The sequence below is a fragment of the Pseudomonas sp. B21-059 genome (assembly GCF_026016285.1).
GTDB classification, from domain to species: Bacteria; Pseudomonadota; Gammaproteobacteria; order Pseudomonadales; family Pseudomonadaceae; genus Aquipseudomonas; species Aquipseudomonas danubii.
This window is the reverse complement of record NZ_CP087201.1, coordinates 2,810,748-2,832,506: the sequence shown is the minus strand read 5'-3', so window position 1 is coordinate 2,832,506 and position 21,759 is coordinate 2,810,748. Positions and strand designations below refer to the sequence as shown.

General features: G+C 64.5%; 18 protein-coding genes. 8 read left to right on the top strand and 10 right to left on the bottom strand.

Annotated features, from left to right (window positions below; genetic code table 11):
- Position 1 precedes the first annotated feature (1 nt).
- A complete protein-coding gene (gene dapF, locus LOY69_RS13010) occupies positions 2-796 on the top strand; it encodes a diaminopimelate epimerase (protein WP_265074689.1) in 795 nt (264 codons plus the stop codon).
- Between the two features lie 6 nt (positions 797-802).
- Here the strand turns inward: dapF and LOY69_RS13005 are convergent, their stop codons facing one another.
- Positions 803-2,287 (bottom strand): anion permease, encoded by a 1,485-nt coding sequence (locus tag LOY69_RS13005; protein ID WP_265074688.1) that lies wholly within the window; start codon positions 2,285-2,287, stop codon positions 803-805.
- Positions 2,288-2,531: 244 nt separating this feature from the next.
- Between LOY69_RS13005 and LOY69_RS13000 the strand changes: the two genes are divergently transcribed.
- Positions 2,532-4,154, top strand: a complete 1,623-nt coding sequence (locus tag LOY69_RS13000; RefSeq protein WP_265074687.1) for a methyl-accepting chemotaxis protein — start codon at positions 2,532-2,534, stop codon at positions 4,152-4,154.
- A 133-nt stretch (positions 4,155-4,287) separates the two neighbouring features.
- On the top strand, positions 4,288-5,490 hold the full coding sequence (locus tag LOY69_RS12995; RefSeq protein WP_265074686.1) for an HD-GYP domain-containing protein: 1,203 nt from the start codon (positions 4,288-4,290) through the stop codon (positions 5,488-5,490).
- A gap of 3 nt (positions 5,491-5,493) precedes the next feature.
- Here LOY69_RS12995 and bkdR read toward each other — a convergent pair whose 3' ends face one another.
- Positions 5,494-5,982, bottom strand: coding sequence for a Bkd operon transcriptional regulator BkdR (gene bkdR, locus LOY69_RS12990; protein WP_060838848.1), 489 nt, complete (start codon positions 5,980-5,982; stop codon positions 5,494-5,496).
- 196 nt (positions 5,983-6,178) lie between these two features.
- Between bkdR and LOY69_RS12985 the strand changes: the two genes are divergently transcribed.
- The 5 genes from LOY69_RS12985 to LOY69_RS12965 all read left to right on the top strand — a co-directional run bounded on the left by LOY69_RS12985 (position 6,179) and on the right by LOY69_RS12965 (position 12,490).
- Positions 6,179-7,414 carry a 3-methyl-2-oxobutanoate dehydrogenase (2-methylpropanoyl-transferring) subunit alpha gene (locus tag LOY69_RS12985; RefSeq protein ID WP_102864402.1) on the top strand — a complete coding sequence of 412 codons (1,236 nt, stop codon included), beginning with the start codon at positions 6,179-6,181 and terminating at the stop codon, positions 7,412-7,414.
- A gap of 1 nt (position 7,415) precedes the next feature.
- Positions 7,416-8,474, top strand: coding sequence for an alpha-ketoacid dehydrogenase subunit beta (locus LOY69_RS12980; RefSeq protein ID WP_047303847.1), 1,059 nt, complete (start codon positions 7,416-7,418; stop codon positions 8,472-8,474).
- Positions 8,475-9,773 carry a dihydrolipoamide acetyltransferase family protein gene (locus LOY69_RS12975; protein WP_047303845.1) on the top strand — a complete coding sequence of 433 codons (1,299 nt, stop codon included), beginning with the start codon at positions 8,475-8,477 and terminating at the stop codon, positions 9,771-9,773.
- 17 nt (positions 9,774-9,790) lie between these two features.
- The gene (gene lpdA / locus LOY69_RS12970) at positions 9,791-11,182 is read left to right on the top strand and encodes a dihydrolipoyl dehydrogenase (RefSeq protein ID WP_265074685.1); all 1,392 of its coding nucleotides are present in this window, start codon (positions 9,791-9,793) and stop codon (positions 11,180-11,182) included.
- 288 nt (positions 11,183-11,470) lie between these two features.
- Positions 11,471-12,490, top strand: a complete 1,020-nt coding sequence (locus LOY69_RS12965) for a branched-chain amino acid aminotransferase (protein WP_015635266.1) — start codon at positions 11,471-11,473, stop codon at positions 12,488-12,490.
- 51 nt (positions 12,491-12,541) lie between these two features.
- Here LOY69_RS12965 and LOY69_RS12960 read toward each other — a convergent pair whose 3' ends face one another.
- The 8 genes from LOY69_RS12960 to LOY69_RS12925 form a co-directional block, all read right to left on the bottom strand.
- Positions 12,542-13,378 (bottom strand): TIGR03915 family putative DNA repair protein, encoded by an 837-nt coding sequence (locus LOY69_RS12960; RefSeq protein ID WP_102879799.1) that lies wholly within the window; start codon positions 13,376-13,378, stop codon positions 12,542-12,544.
- On the bottom strand, positions 13,375-14,595 hold the full coding sequence (locus LOY69_RS12955; RefSeq protein ID WP_265074684.1) for a putative DNA modification/repair radical SAM protein: 1,221 nt from the start codon (positions 14,593-14,595) through the stop codon (positions 13,375-13,377). The genes LOY69_RS12960 and LOY69_RS12955 overlap by 4 nt, the downstream gene beginning before the upstream one ends.
- A 141-nt stretch (positions 14,596-14,736) precedes the next feature.
- Complete coding sequence (locus LOY69_RS12950; protein WP_110653445.1) at positions 14,737-15,903, bottom strand: DUF1624 domain-containing protein; 1,167 nt, start codon at positions 15,901-15,903, stop codon at positions 14,737-14,739.
- Positions 15,904-16,085: 182 nt separating this feature from the next.
- Entirely contained in the window at positions 16,086-16,883 is a 798-nt protein-coding gene (locus LOY69_RS12945; RefSeq protein WP_265074683.1) for a transglutaminase family protein, read from the bottom strand.
- Entirely contained in the window at positions 16,880-17,830 is a 951-nt protein-coding gene (locus LOY69_RS12940; RefSeq protein WP_102864395.1) for an alpha-E domain-containing protein, read from the bottom strand. The genes LOY69_RS12945 and LOY69_RS12940 overlap by 4 nt, the downstream gene beginning before the upstream one ends.
- Before the next feature lie 3 nt (positions 17,831-17,833).
- Positions 17,834-19,243, bottom strand: coding sequence for a circularly permuted type 2 ATP-grasp protein (locus tag LOY69_RS12935; protein WP_265074682.1), 1,410 nt, complete (start codon positions 19,241-19,243; stop codon positions 17,834-17,836).
- 492 nt (positions 19,244-19,735) lie between these two features.
- Complete coding sequence (locus LOY69_RS12930; protein WP_265074681.1) at positions 19,736-20,236, bottom strand: AAA family ATPase; 501 nt, start codon at positions 20,234-20,236, stop codon at positions 19,736-19,738.
- Positions 20,237-20,326: 90 nt separating this feature from the next.
- The gene (locus LOY69_RS12925) at positions 20,327-21,535 is read right to left on the bottom strand and encodes an EAL domain-containing protein (protein WP_102879805.1); all 1,209 of its coding nucleotides are present in this window, start codon (positions 21,533-21,535) and stop codon (positions 20,327-20,329) included.
- Positions 21,536-21,759 lie beyond the last annotated feature (224 nt).

Below are 21,759 nucleotides of genomic sequence, written 5' to 3'. Positions count from 1 at the left end.
CATGCCGCTGAACTTTGTCAAGATGCACGCCAATGGCGACGACTTCGTGCTGATCGATGCCCGTGGCCGCGACAACCCGATCACCCGCGAGCTGGCCAAGGCCCTGGGCGATCGCCGACGCGGCATTGGTTTCAATCAGTTGGTGGTGCTCGGCGATTGCCACGAGAGCGCGGCGCAACTGACCTTCTTCAACGCCGATGGTTCCAGCCTGAACACCTGCGGCAGCGCCACCCGCGGCGCCGCCGACCTGCTGATGGAGGAAAGCGGTGCCACCTCGGTGCAGCTGACAACCGCCCGCGGCCTGCAGCACTGCCTGCGTCTTGAGGATCAGTCGGTGTCCGTGGAAATGGGCCGACCATCGTTCGACTGGCGGGACGTCCCCCTGGCCCGAGAGCTGGACAGCCTGCACCTGCCGCTGCCAGGAACACCGGCGGCATGCAGCATGGGCAACCCCCATTGCAGTTTTTTCGTCGACGATCTGGAGCAACTGGACGTTGCCGCCCTGGGTCCCACGATCGAGAGCGACCCGCTGTTTCCACACAAGACCAATGTGCACTTCATCCAGGTGATCGACCGCCAGACCATCCGCCTGCGCATCTGGGAGCGCCATGGCGCCATCCCCCTGGGCTCCGGTTCCTGTTCCTGCGCGGCGGCGGTCAATGGCATCCGTCGTGGCTTGCTCGACAGCCCGGTGCAGGTGCTGTGCGACGGCGGGCCGGTGACGGTGAGCTGGGACGGCCAGGGCAAGGTGCGCCTGGCCGGCAGCGTGACCCGGGTGTTCAGCGGGTCACTGTGAAGGGCTCTACATCCAGCCCAGCCATTTCCACCAGGTCATGGCGAACACCAGCATCAACAGGTAGCCGATCAGCGTCACCAGCAGCCCGACCTTGGCGAACTGCCGGGCATTGAAGGTCTCGGTACCCAGGCAGACCATGTTCTGCGGCGCGTTGATCGGCAGGATGAAACCGTAGCTGACGACAAAGCCCAGGAGCATGGTCATGCCCAGGCGGCTGAACTCGCCCGGCAGGGTTTGCAGCACGGCAATCAGGATCGGCAGCAAGGCCGAGGTCAGGGCCGTGGCACTGGCGAACCCCAGGTGAATGAGGATCAGGAACGCCGCGAGAATCGCGAACACCGCCAAAGGCCCGACCTGGTCCAGGCCGGTGTGGGCCACCACCTGCCCGCCCAGCCATTGCCCGGCCTGGGTGCTGAGCAGCGCCGAACCGAGGCTGATGCCGACCCCGAAGACGATCACCGTGCCCCAGGGAATGCGCGACTGCACGTCCTTCCAGGTCATGATGCCGATCCGCGGCAGCAGCAGGATCACCAGCCCGGCGTAGGTGGTGGTCGTGGTGTCGAAGGGGTGCAGCTTGCCTTCGGTGGACCAGGCCAAAAGCAGCAGCAGCGACACCGCCAGCAGGCGCTTCTGCGGCCCGGTCATGGGCCCGATGTCCACCAGGGACTGGGCCACCGCTTCCTTGCCGCCGGGGATGCTGTCGGTTTCCGGCGGCAGCAGTTTCAGCACCAGCCACAGCAGCACCAGGGACATGATCAGCGCCCAGGGCGCCCCGGCGATCAGCCAGTCGAGCCAGGCCACGCGCTGGCCGAGCATCTTGTCCATGAAGCCCACGGTCAGCAGGTTCTGCGCCGCGGCGGTCTGGATGCCGACGTTCCAGATGCTGGTGCCCTGGGCGACCACGATCATCAGCCCGGCGGCGATATTGGAGCGCTTGTCGACGCCGAACGCGGCGATCACCCCCATCATGATCGGCACCACGCAGGCACTGCGGGCCGTGGCGCTGGGCACCAGCAGGCTGAGCAGGATGGTCACGGCAATGGCACCGATGAGGATGCGCCGGGTGCTGGTGCCGACCCGGGTCAGGGTCACCAGGGCGATGCGCCGGTCGAGGCCGGTGTGGGTCATGGCGGCGGCGATGAACAAGGCACCGGCCACCAGGGCCAGGGCCGAATTGGAGAACCCGGTCAGCGCCAGACTGATGGCCGCCGAGCTGCCATAGACCTGGGTCGGGTCCTGCAGGGTCGGCGCGGTGCCAATCAGGAACGCCATCAGTGCGGTGATCATGATCGCGCTGGCCTCGTAGGACACCGCTTCGCTGATCCACACCACCACCGCGAAGGCGAGGATCGCCAGCATCCGCTGGCCGGCCACCGGCAGGTCGGCGGGCAGTGGCAGAAACAGCACCCCGATCATGGCCAGCACGGCGATCAGCAATCCAATCGGTAGTACTGCCTTGGCCGCGGGCGCCGGTGTCAGAGGCGTAGTCATGGGCCTTTTCCTTTGCAATTGGAGAGGCGCCAAGCTTGCTACAAAACCGCCAAAAGCGCGTTGATAAAGGTCAAGCCGCGGGGTTGCCCGCCCTTGCGGCGACGCTAGGTTGAAGCCCGCTGGACGCAAAGAAATATTTTTACATCCCTACAGATTTTTCATCTCTTTGGAGTCACAGTGCTATCAGGGCGACAAGGAGTCGAAAAGAAATTGGCGGTATCACTCCAACCTGCAAGGTGCCTGTATGGTGACAAGAAACTTGAAACTGACGTCCAGGGCGCTCCTGAGTTTTGGCGCTATCTGTGTGCTAGTGGTCGGTCTGGGGGGACTGGCGCTGTGGAGAATGGGACAGATTCACGATGCTGCACTGGACCTGCGAAGCAATTGGCTGCCCAGCGTCAGGCAAGCCACGAAAATCGAATCTTCCACCTTGCGTGTGCGCCTGGAGGCCCTGCACTACGCCACTGAAAGCGAAGTCCAGAAAGGCGCATCCCTGGACAAGCTGGGTAGCCTGAAAGCCACCCTGGCCCAGGCCGTCAAGGACTACGAGCCGCTGGTGTCCAGCGCCGAAGAGAAAACCGCCTTTGATCAGGTCAAGCGCGGCGCCCAGGACTACCTGGACAAGCTGGCGGTGCTGATCGATGCCAGCAAGACCAACACCCCACAGCAGAGCAGTGACTACATCAATCAGGTCACGGTGCCCCTGGCCAATGCCTTGCAAAGCGCCATCGAAGCCCTGATCGCGATCAACGAGAGCGGTGCCGCGCACTCGGCGACCCTGGCCGACCATCAGTTTGACAGTGGCCTGACCCTGACCTCGCTGATCATCGTCCTGGCGATTGTCCTGACCGTGCTCATCGCCACCCTGTTCACCCGCAGCATCACCCGCCCGGTGCAATCGCTGCTGGCCACCACGCGCAAAATCGCCGAGGGCGACCTGCGAACCCAAGTGGAAGTCAGCGGCCAGGACGAACTCACCGACCTGCAGAAATCCACCCAGTCCATGCTCGACAACCTGAAGTCGACCATCCGCCAAATTGCCGATTCCTCGACCCAGCTGGCCTCCGCCGCCGAGGAAATGAGCGCCATTACCCGCGAGTCCAACGCCGGCATCCAGCAACAGAGCATGGAGACCGATCAGGCCGCCACCGCAGTCAACGAAATGACCGCCGCGGTGGAGGAAGTGGCGCGCAACGCGGTGTCCGCCTCGCAGTCGACCCAGGAATCCGAGCGCTCCGCCGGGCTGGGCAAGGAGCGGGTCGAGCAGACCATCCACTCCATCGAGAAGCTCACCGGCACCGTGGAAAACACCCGGGTGGAAATGGCCGGCCTGGCCCAGCAGGCCCAGGACATCAGCAAGGTCCTGGACGTGATCCGCGCCATTGCCGAGCAGACCAACCTGCTGGCCCTCAACGCGGCCATCGAGGCCGCTCGGGCCGGCGAGCAAGGCCGCGGCTTTGCTGTAGTGGCCGATGAAGTGCGGGCCCTGGCCCACCGTACCCAGCTCTCGACCCAGGAGATCGAGCAGATGATCCAGGGCGTCCAGAACGGTTCGAGCAAGGCCATGCTGTCGATGCAGCAAAGCAGCGAGGATGCCAGCCAGACCCTGGCCATCGCCCACGAGGCCGGCGCCGCCATCGGCCATATCGCCCAGGCCATCAGCGAGATCAACGAACGCAACCTGATGATCGCCACCGCCTCGGAGGAACAGGCCCAGGTGGCACGCTCGGTGGACCAGAACCTGATGAGCATCCGCGACTTGTCGCTGCAAAGCTCGTCTGCCGCCAGCCAGACGTCCATTGCCAGCAGTGAACTGTCGTCCCTGGCGGTGAGCCTGAACAAACTGGTGGCACGCTTCTCCCTGTGAGACGGGCCCAGGCCCGGTAAGACGTCAGGTAGAGAAAAGCGCTGGCGCTGTTAGCCGGCCATCCGGCTCCTACACGGGTCTGTAGGAGCCAGATGGCCGGCAATGGCCGACGGCCTGAAAGGGAGTGTTGTTGATGCTGAAACTGATTTCGATCCATCAGTTGCAGATGGGCATGTACATCCATCAGTTCTGTGGCTCCTGGCTGGACCACTCTTTCTGGAAGGCTGGCTTTGTTCTTGACAGCCATGCCGACCTGCAACGCCTGCGAAGCTCCAACCTCAGCAGCCTGTGGATCGACACCAGCAAAGGTGGCGACCTGCCCGAGGCCAGTGCAACCGCCACGCCGGACCTGCCGCCGACCTCACAGCCGGCCACCGCTGCCACGCCCCGGGCCAGCATGGATGAGGAAGTGCAGCGCGCCCTAAAGCTCTGCGCCTACTCGCGCAAGGCGGTGACGGCGATGTTCCAGGAAGTGCGCATGGGCCAGGCCCTGGAGATGCAGCAAGCCGAGGATCTGGTGCTGCAGATCGGCCAGTCGCTGCTGCGTCATCCCGATGCGCTGATCAGTCTGGCGCGGCTCAAGAACGCCGATGACTACACCTACATGCATTCAGTGGCGGTCTGTGCGCTGATGCTGGCCACCGCGCGGCAATTGGGCTTGTCGGAGGACTATATCCGCCTGGCAGGCATTGCCGGATTGCTGCATGACGTGGGCAAGCTGACCATCCCCGACAGCATTCTCAACAAGCCGCAAAAGCTCTCGGACACTGAGTTCGAACGGGTCAAGCTGCACCCCGAAGCCGGTGGCGCGATCCTGCGTCAAAGCCCCGATGTGGATGCGCTGGTTCTGGATGTGTGCCTGCATCACCACGAAAAGGCCGACGGCTCCGGCTATCCGCACCGTCTGGCCGGCAACCAGATCAGCCTGTTCGCGCAGATGGGCGCGGTCTGCGATGTGTACGACGCGGTGACCTCCAATCGTCCCTACAACCGTGGCTGGGACCCGGCCGAAGCGATCCAGCGCATGTCCACCTGGAAAGGTCATTTCGATCAGCGGGTGTTCCAGGCCTTCGTCAAGAGCGTGGGCATCTACCCCGTTGGGGCCCTGGTGCGCCTGAAGAGCGGGCGCCTGGCGGTGGTGATCGAACAAAACCCCAAGTCGTTGCTGACGCCCAAGGTCCGGGTGTTCTTCTCCACCCGCTCCAACCTGCCACTGGAACAGAACGTGGTCGACCTGGCCAAGATCCACGGCCAGGATCGCATCGTCGCTCGCGAAGCCCCGGAAGACTGGGAGTTCAAGAACCTGGATCGGCTCTGGAGCGGAGTCCCCGCCTGACCCTCAGGTGCCCAGGGTCAGGCCGTTGGCTGGCAGTGGCAGCGCGGTCTTGTAGCGCACCTGCTTGAGGGCGAAGCTGGAGCGGATATTGGCCACCCCGGGCACCTTGGTCAGAAAGTCCATCATGAAGCGTTCCAGGGACTGGATGGTGGGCACCAGCACGCGGATCAGGTAGTCCGGGTCGCCGGCCATCAGGTAGCACTCCATGACTTCCGGGCGGTCGGCGATGGCCTCTTCGAAGTGCTGCAAGGCCTCTTCCACCTGCTTCTCCAGGCTGACGTGAATGAACACGTTGACGTGCAGCCCCAAGAGGTCGGCATCCAGCAGGGTCACCTGCTCGCGGATCAACCCCAGCTCCTCCATGGCCTTGACCCGGTTGAAGCACGGCGTGGGCGAAAGGTTCACCGAACGGGCGAGGTCGGCGTTGGTGATGCGAGCATTCTCCTGAAGACTGTTGAGAATGCCGATGTCGGTACGATCCAGTTTGCGCATGAGACAAAACAACCTGTTTTTTATGTTTATGCAGATTTTTTATCTGCAAATAACTTCCAGCGCAATGAAACAGAGATAAATATTCTTCTACGCCCGGCCTATGATGTTTGTAGGACAAGATTTCCCTTACCCAGGGAATGACTGTCAGCTAGCGCGCCCAATTACAAGAAATCCACAAGATCGAGCGTAGAAAGCCATGACCACAGCGTATGCACCGCTACGCCTGCACGTTCCCGAACCCTCGGGCCGTCCCGGCTGCAAGACCGACTTCACCTACCTGCGTCTGAACGACGCCGGCCTGGCCCGCAAACCTCCCATCGATATCGAACCTGCCGACTGCGCCGACCTGGCCCGCGGCCTGATCCGTGTGCTCGACGATCAGGGCAACGCCCTGGGTGACTGGGCTGACGACGTGCCGCTGGAGATCCTGCGCAAGGGCATGCGCGCCATGCTCAAGACGCGGATCTTCGACAACCGCATGGTGGTGGCCCAGCGCCAGAAGAAGATGTCCTTCTACATGCAGAGCCTGGGCGAAGAAGCCATCGGCAGCGCCCAGGCCCTGGCCCTGAACATCGACGACATGTGCTTCCCCACCTACCGCCAGCAAAGCATCCTGATGGCCCGGGAAGTGCCGCTGGTGGAAATGATCTGCCAACTGCTGTCCAACGAGCGCGATCCGCTCAAGGGACGCCAGCTGCCAATCATGTACTCGGTGAAGGAATCCGGGTTCTTCACCATCTCCGGCAACCTGGCGACCCAGTTCGTGCAGGGCGTGGGCTGGGGCATGGCCTCGGCCATCAAGGGCGATACCAAGATCGCCTCGGCCTGGATCGGCGACGGCGCCACCGCCGAATCGGACTTCCACACCGCCCTGACCTTCGCCCACGTGTATCGCGCGCCGGTGATCCTCAACGTGGTCAACAACCAGTGGGCGATCTCCACCTTCCAGGCCATTGCCGGCGGTGAAGCCACCACCTTCGCCGGACGCGGCGTGGGCTGCGGCATCGCTTCCCTGCGGGTCGACGGCAACGATTTCATCGCGGTCTACGCCGCCTCGCGCTGGGCCGCCGAACGCGCCCGGCGCAACCTCGGCCCGACCCTGATCGAGTGGGTCACCTACCGCGCCGGCCCGCACTCCACTTCCGACGACCCGTCGAAGTACCGTCCGGCCGACGACTGGAGCCACTTTCCCCTGGGCGATCCGATTGCCCGCCTCAAGCAGCACCTGATCAAGATCGGCCAGTGGTCCGAAGAGGAACACGCCGCAGTCAGTGCCGAGCTCGAAGCCCAGGTCATCGCCGCGCAGAAGGAAGCCGAGCAGTACGGCACCCTCGCCGGCGGCCAGATTCCCAGCGCCGCGACCATGTTCGAGGACGTCTACAAGGACATGCCCGAGCACCTGAAACGTCAACGCCAGGAACTGGGGGTCTGACATGAACGATCACAACAACAATATCCAGCTGGAAACCGCCATGACCACCACCACCATGACCATGATCCAGGCCCTGCGCTCGGCCATGGATGTGATGCTCGAGCGTGACGACAACGTGGTGGTGTTCGGCCAGGACGTCGGTTACTTCGGCGGCGTGTTCCGCTGCACCGAGGGCCTGCAGGCCAAGTACGGCACCTCGCGGGTGTTCGACGCACCGATCTCGGAAAGCGGCATCGTCGGCGCGGCCATCGGCATGGGCGCCTACGGCCTGCGCCCGGTGGCGGAAATCCAGTTCGCCGACTACGTCTACCCAGCCTCGGACCAGATCATTTCCGAAGCCGCGCGTCTGCGTTATCGCTCCGCCGGCCAGTTCACCGCGCCCATGACCCTGCGCATGCCCTGCGGTGGCGGCATCTACGGTGGCCAGACCCACAGCCAGAGCATCGAGGCGATGTTCACCCAGGTCTGCGGCCTGCGCACCGTGATGCCGTCCAACCCCTACGACGCCAAGGGCCTGCTGATCGCCTCCATCGAAAACGATGACCCGGTGATCTTTCTCGAACCCAAGCGCCTGTACAACGGCCCGTTCGATGGCCACCACGACCGCCCGGTGACTCCGTGGTCGAAACACCCGGCGGCCCAGGTGCCGGACGGCTACTACAAGGTGCCGCTGGATGTGGCAGCCATCGCCCGCCCAGGCAAGGACGTCACCGTCCTCACCTACGGCACCACCGTCTATGTGTCGCAAGTGGCGGCCGAGGAAACCGGCATCGACGCCGAGGTCATCGACCTGCGCAGCCTGTGGCCGCTGGACCTGGACACCATCGTCAAGTCGGTGAAGAAGACCGGCCGTTGCGTGGTAGTACACGAAGCGACCCGCACCTGCGGTTTCGGCGCCGAGCTGGTGTCGCTGGTGCAGGAACACTGCTTCCACCACCTGGAAGCCCCGATCGAGCGCGTCACCGGTTGGGATACGCCGTATCCCCACGCGCAGGAGTGGGCATATTTCCCAGGGCCGTCCCGAGTGGGCGCGGCGCTGCAACGGGTCATGGAGGTCTGAATGGGCACGCACGTTATCAAGATGCCGGACATCGGCGAAGGCATCGCGGAAGTGGAACTGGCGCAGTGGCACGTAAAAGTCGGCGATCAGGTGGTGGAAGACCAGGTCCTGGCGGACGTGATGACCGACAAGGCGATGGTGGACATTCCCTCGCCAGTGCACGGCACGGTCATTTCCCTGGGCGGCGAACCCGGTGAAGTGATGGCGGTGGGCAGCATCCTCATCAGCATCGAAGTCGAAGGCGCGGGCAACCTCAAGGAGTCCGCCCAGGCCGCCGCGCCGGCGCAACAAGCGCCGGCAGCTATTAATAAGCCGGCTGCCGCGCCAGTGGTCGAAGCACCGAAGGTGGAACAAGCCGTCGCCAGCCAAGCCGCCTGCCGCCCTGCTCCCCAGGCGCCGGTGGCGCGCCAGGCCGACGAACGCCCCCTGGCCTCGCCAGCCGTGCGCAAGCACGCCCTGGACCTGGGCATCCAGCTGCGTCTGGTGCAAGGCAGCGGCCCCGCCGGGCGCATCCTGCACCAAGACCTGGAGGCCTACCTGGCCCAGGACAGCCAGCCGCTCAAGGGCTACTCGGCGCCGGGCACAGGCTATGCCGAACGCCACGACGAAGAGCAGATCCAGGTGATTGGCATGCGCCGCAAGATCGCCCAGCGCATGCAGGAATCCAAGCACCGCGCCGCACACTTCAGCTATGTCGAGGAAGTGGACGTCACCGCCCTGGAAGAGCTGCGCATCCACCTCAATGAAAAACACGGTGCCAGCCGCGGCAAGCTGACCCTGCTGCCGTTCCTGGTACGGGCCATGGTCGTGGCCCTGCGCGACTTCCCGCAGATCAACGCGCGCTACGACGACGAAGCCCAGGTCATCACCCGCCACGGCGCGGTGCATGTCGGGGTCGCCACCCAGAGCGACGTCGGCCTGATGGTGCCGGTGGTGCGTCACGCCGAAGCCCGCAGCCTGTGGGGCAACGCCGAGGAAATCTCGCGCCTGGCCAAGGCCGCCCGCAGCGGCAAGGCAGCCCGGGATGAACTGTCCGGTTCCACCATCACCCTCACCAGCCTCGGCGCCCTGGGCGGGATCGTCAGCACCCCGGTGCTGAACCTGCCGGAAGTGGCGATTGTCGGGGTCAACCGCATCGTCGAACGGCCGATGGTGATCAAGGGCCAGATCGTGATCCGCAAGATGATGAACCTCTCCAGCTCCTTCGATCACCGGGTGGTCGACGGCATGGACGCTGCGCAATTCATCCAGGCCATTCGCGGCCTGCTCGAACAACCCGCCACGCTGTTTGTGGACTGACTTTCAGAGGAGCAGGCATGCAACAGACTCTCAATACCCAGCTGCTGATCATCGGCGGCGGTCCTGGTGGCTATGTGGCGGCGATCCGTGCCGGCCAGCTGGGCATTTCAACCATCCTGGTGGAAGGCCAGGCCCTGGGCGGTACCTGCCTGAACATCGGCTGCATCCCGTCCAAGGCGCTGATTCATGTCGCCGAGCAGTTCCACCAGACTCGCCACCACAGCCAGGGCTCGGCCCTGGGCATCGAAGTGGCGGCGCCGACCTTGAACATCGGCAGGAGCGTGGAATGGAAGGACGGCATCGTCGACCGCCTGACCACCGGGGTCGCCGCGCTGTTGAAGAAAAACAAGGTCCAGGTGATTCAGGGCTGGGCCAAGGTCATCGACGGCAAGACCGTGGAGATCGAAGGCACCGATACCCGCATCCAGTGCGAGCACCTGCTGCTGGCCACTGGTTCAAAAAGCGTCAATTTGCCGATGCTGCCCATCGGCGGGCCGATCATCTCCTCCACCGAGGCCCTGGCACCCAAGACCTTGCCCAAGCGCCTGACCGTGGTCGGCGGCGGCTACATCGGCCTGGAACTGGGCATCGCCTACCGCAAGCTCGGGGTCGAGGTCAGTGTGGTCGAGGCCCAGGAACGCATCCTGCCGGCCTATGACGCGGAACTGACCCAGCCGGTGCTGGAATCGGTGAAGCAGCTGGGCATCAAGCTCTACCTCAAGCACAGCGTGCTGGGCTTCGATGCCGCCAGCAGCAGCCTGCAGGTGCGCGAGCCCAATGGCGACACCCTGAACCTGGCCACCGATCAGGTGCTGGTGGCCGTCGGTCGCAAACCCAACACCCAGGGCTGGAACCTGGAAAGCCTGAACCTGGACATGAACGGCGCGGCGATCAAGATCGACCACCGCTGCCAGACCAGCATGCGCAACGTCTGGGCCATCGGTGACCTCAGCGGCGAGCCGATGCTCGCCCACCGGGCCATGGCCCAGGGCGAGATGGTCGCCGAGCTGATCGCCGGCAAGCACCGCGAGTTCAACCCGGCGGCGATCCCGGCGGTGTGTTTCACCGACCCGGAACTGGTGGTGGTGGGCAAGACCCCGGACGAAGCCCGCGCTGCCGGCCTGGACTGCATCGTCAGCAACTTCCCGTTCGCGGCCAATGGCCGGGCCATGACCCTGGAATCGAAAAGCGGTTTCGTGCGGGTGGTGGCCCGAAGTGACAATCACCTGATTGTCGGCTGGCAGGCGGTGGGAGTCGGTGTCTCCGAATTGTCCACGGCGTTCGGCCAATCCCTGGAAATGGGTGCGCGCCTGGAAGACATCGGCGGCACCATCCACGCCCACCCGACCCTGGGTGAAGCGGTCCAGGAAGCGGCGCTGCGGGCACTGGGCCACGCCCTGCATCTGTAACCATTCAAGGGGCACACAGGACAGCGCCCAGGTAGGAGCGAGCTTGCTCGCGAAAGAGCTGGCGGGGATAGCCAAGCGTTCGCGCCGGGGCCTTCGCGAGCAAGCTCGCTCCTACAGGGGGTATGGGGGCTGTTATGGAGGAAGCTTCATGAGCAGGCCAAGTTTTTTGCGCGCCCTCCCATCGTCCGGGATGCGGTGCGCCCCCGGAATGCAGTATTGTTGTGCCCATCCAAAAAAACGTCAGAAGCCTTGAGCCGTTCCGGCGGTTGTTAAGTGATAGAGGGTGTCATGGGTAACGAAAGCATCAATTGGGACAAGCTGGGTTTTGACTACATCAAGACAGACAAGCGCTATCTGTCGCACTGGCGTAACGGCGAGTGGGACGCAGGCACCCTGACCGAAGACAACGTGCTGCACATCAGCGAGGGCTCCACCGCCCTGCACTACGGTCAGCAATGCTTCGAAGGCCTCAAGGCCTACCGCTGCAAGGACGGCTCGATCAACCTGTTCCGTCCGGACCAGAACGCCGCGCGCATGCAGCGCAGCTGCGCCCGCCTGCTGATGCCGCAGGTGTCCACCGAACAGTTCATCGAAGCCTGCAAGGCCGTGGTCAAGGCTAACGAGCGTTTCATTCCGCCATACGGCACCGGCGGCGCGCTGTACCTGCGTCCGTTCGTGATCGGCGTCGGCGACAACATCGGCGTGCGCACCGCGCCGGAGTTCATCTTTTCGATCTTCGCCATCCCGGTCGGCGCCTACTTCAAGGGCGGCCTGACTCCGCACAACTTCCTGATCTCCAGCTACGACCGCGCCGCCCCACAAGGCACCGGCGCGGCCAAGGTCGGTGGCAACTACGCCGCCAGCCTGATGCCGGGCTCCCAGGCCAAGAAGGCCAGCTTCGCCGACTGCATTTACCTCGACCCGCTGACCCACAGCAAGATCGAGGAAGTCGGTTCGGCCAACTTCTTCGGCATCACCCACGATGACAAATTCGTCACCCCCAACTCGCCATCGGTACTACCGGGTATCACCCGCCTGTCGCTGATCGAGCTGGCCAAGACCCGCCTGGGCCTGGAAGTGGTCGAAGGCGACGTGTTCATCGACAAGCTCTCGGACTTCAAGGAAGCCGGCGCCTGCGGCACCGCCGCGGTGATCACGCCGATCGGCGGCATCCAGTACCAGGACAAGCTGCACGTGTTCTACAGCGAAAAAGACGTCGGCCCGATCACCCAGAAGCTCTACAAAGAGCTGACCGGCGTGCAGACCGGCGACGTGGAAGCGCCAGCGGGCTGGATCGTCAAGGTCTGATTCGCCCCCTGCTGCACCCCAGCCCGCCCCTGTTTGCCAGGGGCGGGCTTTTTATTGCCCGCCGCCAATCCGCTTGCCGCGCCGCGCCGCCACCTGGCTGGCCTGGCCGTCGCGCTGCTTGCCGTGGCGCGCTTCACTGATCAGCGCCGGAATCAGCGGTCCCTCCGGCAGGTGCTTCCAGAACCGGGTCGGCAAATGCCCCTGCATGACCTTGGGGTTGAGCCGCGCCGGGTTGAAGATGTGGCTGTAGTAGGCCAGCCACAGCTCGCCTCCGGGGTCGTCGCCGGCCTGGGCCAGTTGCTGCCAACCAGCGGGGCACTGGCGCTGGTGGTGCAGTTGCTCGCCGTCGAAATACACCCCGTCCCGGGGCGTGGCGATCATCCAGCGGTGGCGCCCCATGCGTCCGATGAAGTGCCGGCTGGCCTGGGCCAGGATGTCGTGGGCCGGTTCGTGCCAGGCTACGTATTCGGGTTGCTCGGCCAGGGATGAGCGGCCCTCGGGCAGCCTGACGAAGCGCACGAAGGCATGCAGGTGATGGGCCTCGCGGTCCACCTGCTTGATCCGCCGCTGCAACTCGCTGCCCAGTTGATCGCCGCTGAGCATGGCCGTGCGGTCGCCATGGCTGACCCGCCACAGCACCTCGTAGAGCAGGCTCCAGCGCTGCTCGCCGCGATAGCAGGCGGCCCGCTGCAACAGCTCCAGCAGGGCCTGGGGAATGCGCGCGCGAAACGGTCCGGGCTGTTCAGGGCAGCTCTCGTCGCTGGCGAAGAGGTCGGCCTCCCGGGTCCCGGCCCAACTGACCCGACTCGGATCGATGGAATGACTGAGCAGCCAGCGCGCCTGCTGGCGCCAGGTGTCGAACAGGTCGTCGCAGTCCAGGCTGATCATCCCCAGAGCCCCATCTGCTGCGGTTGCGGCCGGTCCCGCAGTTGCTGGTAGAGCAGCGCGCTGCTGGTTTCCGCCTGCTGCGGGTGATAGTCGCTGGTGATGAAGAACGGCTTGGCCTTGCTCAGCACACAGCGCATGCGCGCCAGGTCCTCGAAGCGGATGCGCCGCTCGCGACGCAGTTCCACCAGGCGCTGGGTAGTACGCAGGCCGATCCCCGGGATGCGCGCGATCAAGGTTGGCTCGGCGCGGTTCAGGTCCAGGGGAAACAGGTTGCGGTTCTCCAGCGCCCAGGCCAGCTTGGGGTCGATGTCCAGGGCCAGGTGCCCCGGCCCCTTGAAGAGTTCGTTGGCGCTGAAGCCATAGCCGCGCAACAGGAAGTCGGCCTGGTACAGACGGTGCTCGCGCATCAGCGGCGGCGCGGCCAGGGGCACGCTTTTCGGGCTGTTGGGGATCGGGCTGAACGCCGAGTAATAGACCCGGCGCAGGCGGAAATTGCCGTACAGCGCCTCGGCGCTGTGGAGAATGGTGCTGTCATCGGTGTCGTCGGCACCGACGATCATCTGGGTGCTCTGCCCGGCCGGGGCGAAACGCGGCGCCCGGGGCTCGTTGAGCACGGTCTGCTCGCCGGTATAGATGGTGCCCATGGCCTGCTTGATCGAGCCCAGGTGTTTTTCCGGGGCCAGGGCCTTGAGGCCCTGGTCGGTGGGCAACTCGACGTTGACGCTGAGGCGGTCGGCATAGCGCCCGGCTTGCTCGATCAGCAGCGGGTCGGCGTCGGGGATGGTCTTGAGGTGGATGTAGCCGCGGAACTCATGCTCTTCACGCAACAGCCTGGCCACCTGCACCAACTGCTCCATGGTGTAGTCCGCCGAGCGGATGATCCCGGAGCTGAGGAACAGCCCGCTGACGCAGTTGCGCCGGTAGAAATCCAGGGTCAGGCGCACCACTTCCTCGGGGCTGAAACGGGCCCGGGGCACATCGCTGGAGCGGCGGTTGACGCAGTACTGGCAGTCGTAGAGGCAGAAATTGGTCAGCAGCACCTTGAGCAGCGAGACGCAGCGTCCGTCCGGCGTATAGCTGTGGCAGATGCCCATGCCATTGCTCGAACCCAACCCGCTCTTGCCTTCGGAACTGCGCTTGGGCGCGCCGCTGCTGGCGCAGGAAGCGTCGTACTTGGCGGCGTCGGCGAGGATGCTCAGCTTGTCGATCAGTTGCATGGCGAGGCTCGAATACTGTTTTTATATACAGTACAGAGGGTGCCCCATGCCGTTCAAGCGGTGTTTGTCGGCGCCGGCAAAAAAACGCTGATTGCCCTGCCTGCGCCAGCAATCCGGCGCAGGCAGCAAGGGACTGGCCCCTTAGAAGTACTTCAGCCAGGCCAGGTCGCGGCGCCGGGCCTTGAGTCGGGCGAAGCCCCGCACCGGCGGGTACAGGATCAAGGCCAGAAGCAACGTGATCAGCCACAGCCAGCCCAGCCAATCGAAGCCAAAATAGGCCCCTTGATTGCGCCCCAGTAGCGCCACGGCCAGCAGATACAGGCCCTTGAGCACATACAAGTGCAACAGGTAGAAGAACATCGGCGCCGCGCCAAATACGCCGAGCACCCGGATCAAACCGCTGTCCTGCCGCCGCTCCAGGGCCCGCAGCAGAAGCAGCCCGGCGCCCAGGGTCAGGGCGATAAACAGCAGCGACGGCGGGTACTTGGTGATGTTGAAAAAGCTCATCAGGGTTTGCACCCAGGTCTCGCCACTGACCCAGGGCCGCTCGCCATAGCCGTTAAGCAGCCGCAGCACGATGAACCCCGCCAGCGCCGCCAGCCCCCATCGCAACAGACGCTGCTGTCGCTGAGCGGCCTCGGCTTCGCGGGCGAACCAGGGCCCCAGGGCATAACCCAGGCCGATCACGCCGATCCATGGCAGCAGCGGATAAGAGGTCCGCAGACGCAGCCCTTCGCCCCATTCGATCCAGCCGCGATCATGCAGGATCGCCCAAGGCACGTGCAGCGCCTCGCCCGGGGCGAAATGCAGCCCATCCAGCAGATTGTGCCCGCCGATCAGCAGCAGGCTCAGGCCCAACAACAGCGCCCGAGGCAGCCACAACAGGGCCGACAGCGCCAGCATGCTCAGGCCGATGACCCAGATCACCTGCAGATAGATCAGCGTCGGCGGAACCTGCCCGGTCCAGGCGAAGTTCACCAGGGTCAGCTCCAGCACCACCAGGAACAACCCACGCTTGAACAGGAAAGCGCTGGCCTCGGCCCGATGGCCGTGCTTCTGGGCAAACAGGTAAGCCGAAAGCCCGGTCAGCAGGACAAACACCGGCGCGCACAGGTGTGCCAGGGTGCGGCTGACAAATAGCCCGGGCTCGGTGGTGGCCACGTCCATGGGATCGCTTACCTGCCGGTGCAGGAAGAAGGTTTCCCGCACATGGTCCAGTAGCATGAACAGCATCACCAGGCCGCGCAGGGCATCGATACTCAGCAGCCGGGTGCCGAGGCCTGCGGGAGGGTTGGGTAAAGAACTCATAAGGAGGGATCGCAGCGTCAGGTTCAAAGGGACGGTGCCGGTCTCGCGCCCGGCAAATCGGTCGTTACTTTATAACATCTGCCTGTCTATCCAAAACTCCTTAGCTGTGGCCACGGCCCCAGGCAACAATCGACCCGTAGCGCCGCGCCCGGCCAGGGCATGGGCGGCGACGCTGCGCGGCGTTACTGATGCTGGAACTGCACCATGGAACTGACCTGGACCCGGGCCTGCATCTGTTCGGCCCCTCCCCCGCGACGCATGCCGCGCACCGGGCAGGCATCCAGGTAGTCCAGGCCCACCGCCAGTTTCAGGTGACGCTCGGGTCGCGCCAGGCGATTGGTCACGTCGAAGCTGTACCAGCCGTCGTCGAGCCAGGCTTCGGCCCAGGCATGGCTGGCCAGGTGGCTGGCGTCCTCGGTGCACAGGTAGCCGGAGACGTAGCGCGCGGGAATCCCCAGGCTGCGGGCGCAGGCCAGGAACGCGTGGGTATGGTCCTGGCAGACCCCGGCACCGCCGGCAAAGGCTTCGGCCGCAGTACTGCCAACCCCGGTGGCACCCGGGCTGTAGGGCATGTGCTCGGCCAGGGCCTGCATCAACTCGATCAGCGCGGCGCGATCACGGCGCTCGCCGCAATGGCGCCGGGCAAAGTCGCAGAGGGCCGAGTCCGCCTTGCTCAGGTGGCTGCAACGCAGGAACGGCAGCGGCGACTGGCTGTCGCCCTCCACTTCCCGCGTGCCATCGATCTGCACTTCGCCAAAGGCCGTGAGGACAATGGCGCCGTGGGGCTCGTCGAGGGTCATGACATGCAGGATGTTGCCGTAGGGGTCGCGCTGGGCGCGCACCTGCCGTGGCAGCTCCAGGTGCCATCGGAGGACCTGCTGGCGCTGGCTGTCCTGGGGCGTCAACCGCAGGAACTGGATGCTGGTGCAGACTTCATCGGCGTAGCTGTAGGTCGTGTCGTGACGAATGGACAGTTTCATACCACCTCCAGATAGGACTCATGCACGGTCTGCCCCAGGTGGCGGATCTGCCCGATGCAATCGGTCAGCCACTGGTGCAGGCCGGAATCGAGAATCTCGTTGATCCCGGTATAGCGCAGGCGCGCGTTCAGTTCGGCGGCCAGGCGCTGGGCCGGGCGTCCGTTGTCCCCCGGCAAGGTGGCCAGGAGCTGGTCCAGCTCCTCGACGCAGGCATGCAGGGAGCGCGGTACATCGGCGCGCAACAGCAGCATCTCGGACACCTGCTCGGCCCCCGGGGCATTGCGGTAGATCTCGTTGAACGCTTCGAAGGACGACAAGGCACGGAGCAAGGCGCTCCACTGGTAATAGCCCCGGGCCGAGTTATCGCTGACTTCCTCGGACTCCTCGCCGAACATTTCATAGCGTGCGTCCAGCAGGCGCAGGGTGTTGTCGGCGCGCTCGATAAAGGTCCCCAGGCGAATGAAGCGATAGGCGTCGTTGCGCATGATGGTGCCGGCGGTGGCACCGCGGAACAGGTGCGAACGCTCCTTGACCCACTCGCAGAACTGGCTGATGCCGTAGCGCCCCAGGCCATTGCGGGCGATGTTGCGCATCTCCAGCCAGGTGGCGTTGATGTTCTCCCACATGTCCGCGGTGATCCGCCCGCGCACCGCGTGAGCATTGCTGCGGGCCGCCCGCAGGCAGCAGTAGATGCTCCCCGGGTTGGTCTCGTCGAGGGCGAAAAAGTGCAGCATGCGCTCGGTGTTCAGTTCACCGTAGCGCTGGTTGTAGTCATCCAGGGTGCCGGCCGCCAGCAACGACATGGCCAGTTCGGCATGGCCGTCACCGCGCCCGGCCTGGGGCATCAGCGACAGCGAATAACTGACCTCGAGCATGCGTGCCAGGTTCTCGGCGCGCTCCAGGTAGCGGGACATCCAGTACAGGTCCGCAGCGGTTCTTGAGAGCATGGTTCAGTCCTCCACTACCCAGGTGTCTTTGGTGCCGCCGCCCTGGGACGAGTTCACCACCAGCGAGCCTTCGCGCAACGCCACGCGGGTCAGGCCGCCGGGCACCAGGCGGGTTTCCCGGCCGGAGAGCACGAACGGCCGCAGGTCGATGTGCCGCGGGGCGATGCCGCTTTCGACAAAAGTCGGGCAGGTGGACAGGGACAGGGTCGGCTGGGCGATGTAAGCCTCGGGGCGAGCCTTGAGGCGGGTGCGGAATTCTTCGATCTCCGCTGCGGTGGCCGCCGGCCCTACCAGCATGCCGTAGCCGCCGGAGCCCTGGGTTTCCTTGACCACCAGGTTCGGCAGGTTGGCCAGCACATGGGACAGCTCGGCGGGCTTGCGGCACTGCCAGGTGGGCACGTTCTTGAGGATCGGTTCTTCGCTCAGGTAGAAGCGGATCATTGCGTCCACATAGGGATAGATCGACTTGTCGTCGGCGACCCCGGTGCCCACGGCGTTGGCCAGCACCACATTGCCGCAGCGATAGGCGGCGATCAGCCCGGGCACCCCGAGCATGGAGTCCGGATTGAATGACAGCGGATCGAGGTAGGCATCGTCCAGCCGACGGTAGATCACGTCCACCGCCTGGGCGCCGGCCGTGGTGCGCATGAACACCCGGTCGTCACGCACGAACAGGTCGGCGCCTTCCACCAGTTCCACGCCCATTTCCCGGGCGAGGAACGCGTGCTCGAAATAGGCACTGTTGAAACGTCCCGGGGTCAGCACCACCACCGTCGGGTTGTCCAGGGGGCTGGAGCTCTTCAGGGTGTCCAGCAACAGGTTGGGATAATGATCGATGGGGGCAATGCGCTGGGCGGCAAACAACTCGGGAAACAGACGCATCATCATCTTTCGGTCTTCAAGCATGTAGCTCACGCCGCTGGGGGTGCGCAGGTTGTCCTCCAGCACGTAGTAGCTGCCATCGCCGTCGCGCACCAGATCGACTCCGGCGATATGGGCGTAGGTGCCCCGGTGCAGGTCCAGGCCCTGCATGGCCACCTGATAGCCTTCGTTGGCCAACACCTGCTCGGCGGGAATGATGCCTTCCTTGATGATCCGCTGGCCGTGATAGATATCCGCCAGGAACAGGTTCAGCGCCTGGACCCGCTGCACGCAGCCGCGCTCCACCGTGCGCCACTCGCTGGCCTTGATGCTGCGGGGAATGATGTCGAAGGGAATCAGGCGTTCAGTGCCCTGTTCGTCGCCGTACAGGGTGAAGGTGATACCGGCGCGGTGGAACAACAGGTCGGCTTCACGCCGACGCTGGTCCAGCAGCTCCAGGGGCGTGTCCGCCAGCCAACGGGCGAACGCTTCGTAGTGTGGTCGACAGGTGCCGCTGGCAGCGTACATTTCATCGAAAAAAGCGCGGGACATAGCCAACTCCTTGCCGTGATATGAACGGCTTTTTATTTGAACCCTGTGTGTGCGTGACCCGGCTTTAACCTAGAAGGGATGATAGTTCCCCTGTGTGCGAGCACCTCCTGGGCCCACGGTCGGACGGCCCCTGCCGCCCGCTTCACAGAGCGGTAGCAAAGGCTATGCCGCAAATGCCCAAACCACGGCCACTGCGGCATATGGTCTGAAAAACCCCACAAATGGCGACAAATACATTCATAAAAGAGACATATATCCCCACCAGGAAGCGGTCTTGGGGACGCCCATGGGGACCCTGCCCGAGTCATGGCAAACGGTTGCGGGCTGAATCGGTGCACAAAGCCCCAGGGAGGATTTTTTTGCCCCGTTATCGGGAGCTTTGCCGGCAATATGGCGTGCACTGGCCAACAGCGGCCCCTGAACACTGACCGCCAGCGCACCATCGAGGTTCAAGGCATTGACTGGCCGCAGCGAGGATTGGCCGGTCGGCCGTCAGCTGCGCACCGGCAACCGAGCCAGGATCAGCGCCACCGCCTGCTGCGGCGACAGGCTCGCACTGTCCAGGCGCAAGGGCGACTCCGCCCAGGCCTGGTAGTCGTGATCGATTACCGACTGCCAACTGGGCGCTTGCAGCCCCGGCACATCCACCTGCCGGGTCTCGACCCGCCGTCGATGTTCCCGGGGGTCGGAACAGATCACCTCGACATCCAGCAGGAGCACTCCCAGTCGCTGCGCCAGATCGCTCCAGGCCTGGCGACTTTCGGCCACGGGATTGACGCAGTCGGCCAGCACCGGGTTGCCCAGGGCCAGATTGGCCTCGGCCAGTTGCAGGGCGATCTGGTAACCGGCCTTGCCGACCTCTGCCAGGCCGGCATCGCGCAGGCCCTGCTCGATGCTGTCGATACGCAGGTAGGTGGCTCCCAAGTGGGGAGCCAGGGTGCGAGCGATGGTGGTCTTGCCGGAGCCCGGCAATCCGCTGAATACGATGAGCATGCATGGCCCTGGCTGGAACGTTGGAGGGCAAGCTTCAACGCAATCGCCGTCGACGTCCAGCGCGGGCCCCTCCGACACCGCAGAGCAGTGTCAGGGAAACACTGCAGGTTGCTCGGCCGGGATGCTTCGCGGCCAGGACAACAGTGCGCTTTCCGACATCGGCCGGGCGTACCAGTACCCCTGGGCCATGACGCAGCCTATTTCCAGCAGCAGGCGCCGTTCGAGCTGGGTTTCCACCCCCTCCACCACCAGGCACATTTCCAGGTTGCTGGCTAAGGCCAGGGAGGCACCGACCACCGCGCGACAGCGGGGCTGACGCACCAATTCACGGACAAAATGCGCATCGAGCTTGATCTGGTTGAACGGCAGTTCGCACAGGCGCTGCAAGGAGGAGTAGCCGGCGCCGAAGTCGTCGATGGCCAGGTTGCACTCCATCATCCGCAGGCGCACCAGGTTTTCCAGGCTGATGGCCGGCGCCTGCACCAGGCCCACCTCGGTGATTTCGAACGTCAGCAACCGCGGCGGAACCTGATGCCGGTCGATGGCCTGACGGATGTGCCTGACGATGTCTCCGCTGGCCAGTTGTCGGGGCATCAGGTTGAACGCCAGCTCCAGTTCTTCACCCTGGTCCAGCAGTCGGCGCTGCAGGGCCATGCTCTGGTCAAGCTGCTGGTGGAGAACCTCGTCCAGCAGCCCTGCGGCCTCCAGCTCATCGAGAAAGGCCGCCGGCGCCAGGACACCGCGCTCGGGATGGCACCAACGCATCAGCACTTCGGCGCCACAGCAACTGGCGTGGCGCAGGTCGAACTTGGGCTGGTAGTAGGCGACGAACTGGCCCTGCTCGACCCCCCGCTGCAGGTCTTCAAGGCTCACCGGGGCGAAGTGCCGGGACGGCGCCGGAACCTGTTGCTGATGGCGCTGCTGATACAGTTCGAGCATCGCCTGCAGGGCTTCCAGGTCCGCCGGCTTGCCCACGTCCCCCAGGACGATCAACCCATGCAGGCTGATCATCTGCAACACGGCGCGACGCAGATCGGACTCAATCAGGCTGTAGAGAATCACGGCCCGCACCAATTGCTCCTCACTGGCCCGCCGCAAGAACTCCAGGCCGTCCATGCCCGACATCTGCAAGTCGCAGAGCACGATGTCCGCCGCACCGCGCTCACGCAGCAGGTTCAGGGCACTGTCCCCATCGGACGCCGCCAATGGCTGAGCTACATCCAGGCGTCGCAACTGCTCCAGGGCCAGCAGTTGCTGCACCGGATGGTCTTCAAGCACCAATATTTTCAGGGTATTCACGCGCGGCTCCAGGGTGAGCGGCGACTGCCGAGGGGCCCGATAACGGATCGCTTGGCACCTTCTGTGGCACTAACCGACAGAAGTATCGCAAGGGTGCAGATAGACACAAGCGTATCGCCAACCGAACGCGGGTCAAGACAAAGCCCCTACCTTCGGTCCGCCAGCCTCGACGGGCTTGCCCAAGCCCGAGCAACTCAGGAAAATAGGCCCGTTTCGCGCTCATC

Coding starts and splice junctions, on each gene's coding strand:
- LOY69_RS12945 (WP_265074683.1), bottom strand. CDS start 16,883: ATGAAACTGTCCATTCGTCACGACACGACCTACAGCTACGCCGATGAA.
- LOY69_RS12960 (WP_102879799.1), bottom strand. CDS start 13,378: ATGATCAGCCTGGACTGCGACGACCTGTTCGACACCTGGCGCCAGCAG.
- lpdA (WP_265074685.1), top strand. CDS start 9,791: ATGCAACAGACTCTCAATACCCAGCTGCTGATCATCGGCGGCGGTCCT.
- LOY69_RS12940 (WP_102864395.1), bottom strand. CDS start 17,830: ATGCTCTCAAGAACCGCTGCGGACCTGTACTGGATGTCCCGCTACCTG.
- LOY69_RS12955 (WP_265074684.1), bottom strand. CDS start 14,595: ATGCAACTGATCGACAAGCTGAGCATCCTCGCCGACGCCGCCAAGTAC.
- bkdR (WP_060838848.1), bottom strand. CDS start 5,982: ATGCGCAAACTGGATCGTACCGACATCGGCATTCTCAACAGTCTTCAG.
- LOY69_RS12965 (WP_015635266.1), top strand. CDS start 11,471: ATGGGTAACGAAAGCATCAATTGGGACAAGCTGGGTTTTGACTACATC.
- LOY69_RS13005 (WP_265074688.1), bottom strand. CDS start 2,287: ATGACTACGCCTCTGACACCGGCGCCCGCGGCCAAGGCAGTACTACCG.
- LOY69_RS12995 (WP_265074686.1), top strand. CDS start 4,288: ATGCTGAAACTGATTTCGATCCATCAGTTGCAGATGGGCATGTACATC.
- dapF (WP_265074689.1), top strand. CDS start 2: ATGCCGCTGAACTTTGTCAAGATGCACGCCAATGGCGACGACTTCGTG.
- LOY69_RS12935 (WP_265074682.1), bottom strand. CDS start 19,243: ATGTCCCGCGCTTTTTTCGATGAAATGTACGCTGCCAGCGGCACCTGT.
- LOY69_RS12975 (WP_047303845.1), top strand. CDS start 8,475: ATGGGCACGCACGTTATCAAGATGCCGGACATCGGCGAAGGCATCGCG.
- LOY69_RS12930 (WP_265074681.1), bottom strand. CDS start 20,236: ATGCTCATCGTATTCAGCGGATTGCCGGGCTCCGGCAAGACCACCATC.
- LOY69_RS12980 (WP_047303847.1), top strand. CDS start 7,416: ATGAACGATCACAACAACAATATCCAGCTGGAAACCGCCATGACCACC.
- LOY69_RS12985 (WP_102864402.1), top strand. CDS start 6,179: ATGACCACAGCGTATGCACCGCTACGCCTGCACGTTCCCGAACCCTCG.
- LOY69_RS12950 (WP_110653445.1), bottom strand. CDS start 15,903: ATGAGTTCTTTACCCAACCCTCCCGCAGGCCTCGGCACCCGGCTGCTG.
- LOY69_RS13000 (WP_265074687.1), top strand. CDS start 2,532: ATGGTGACAAGAAACTTGAAACTGACGTCCAGGGCGCTCCTGAGTTTT.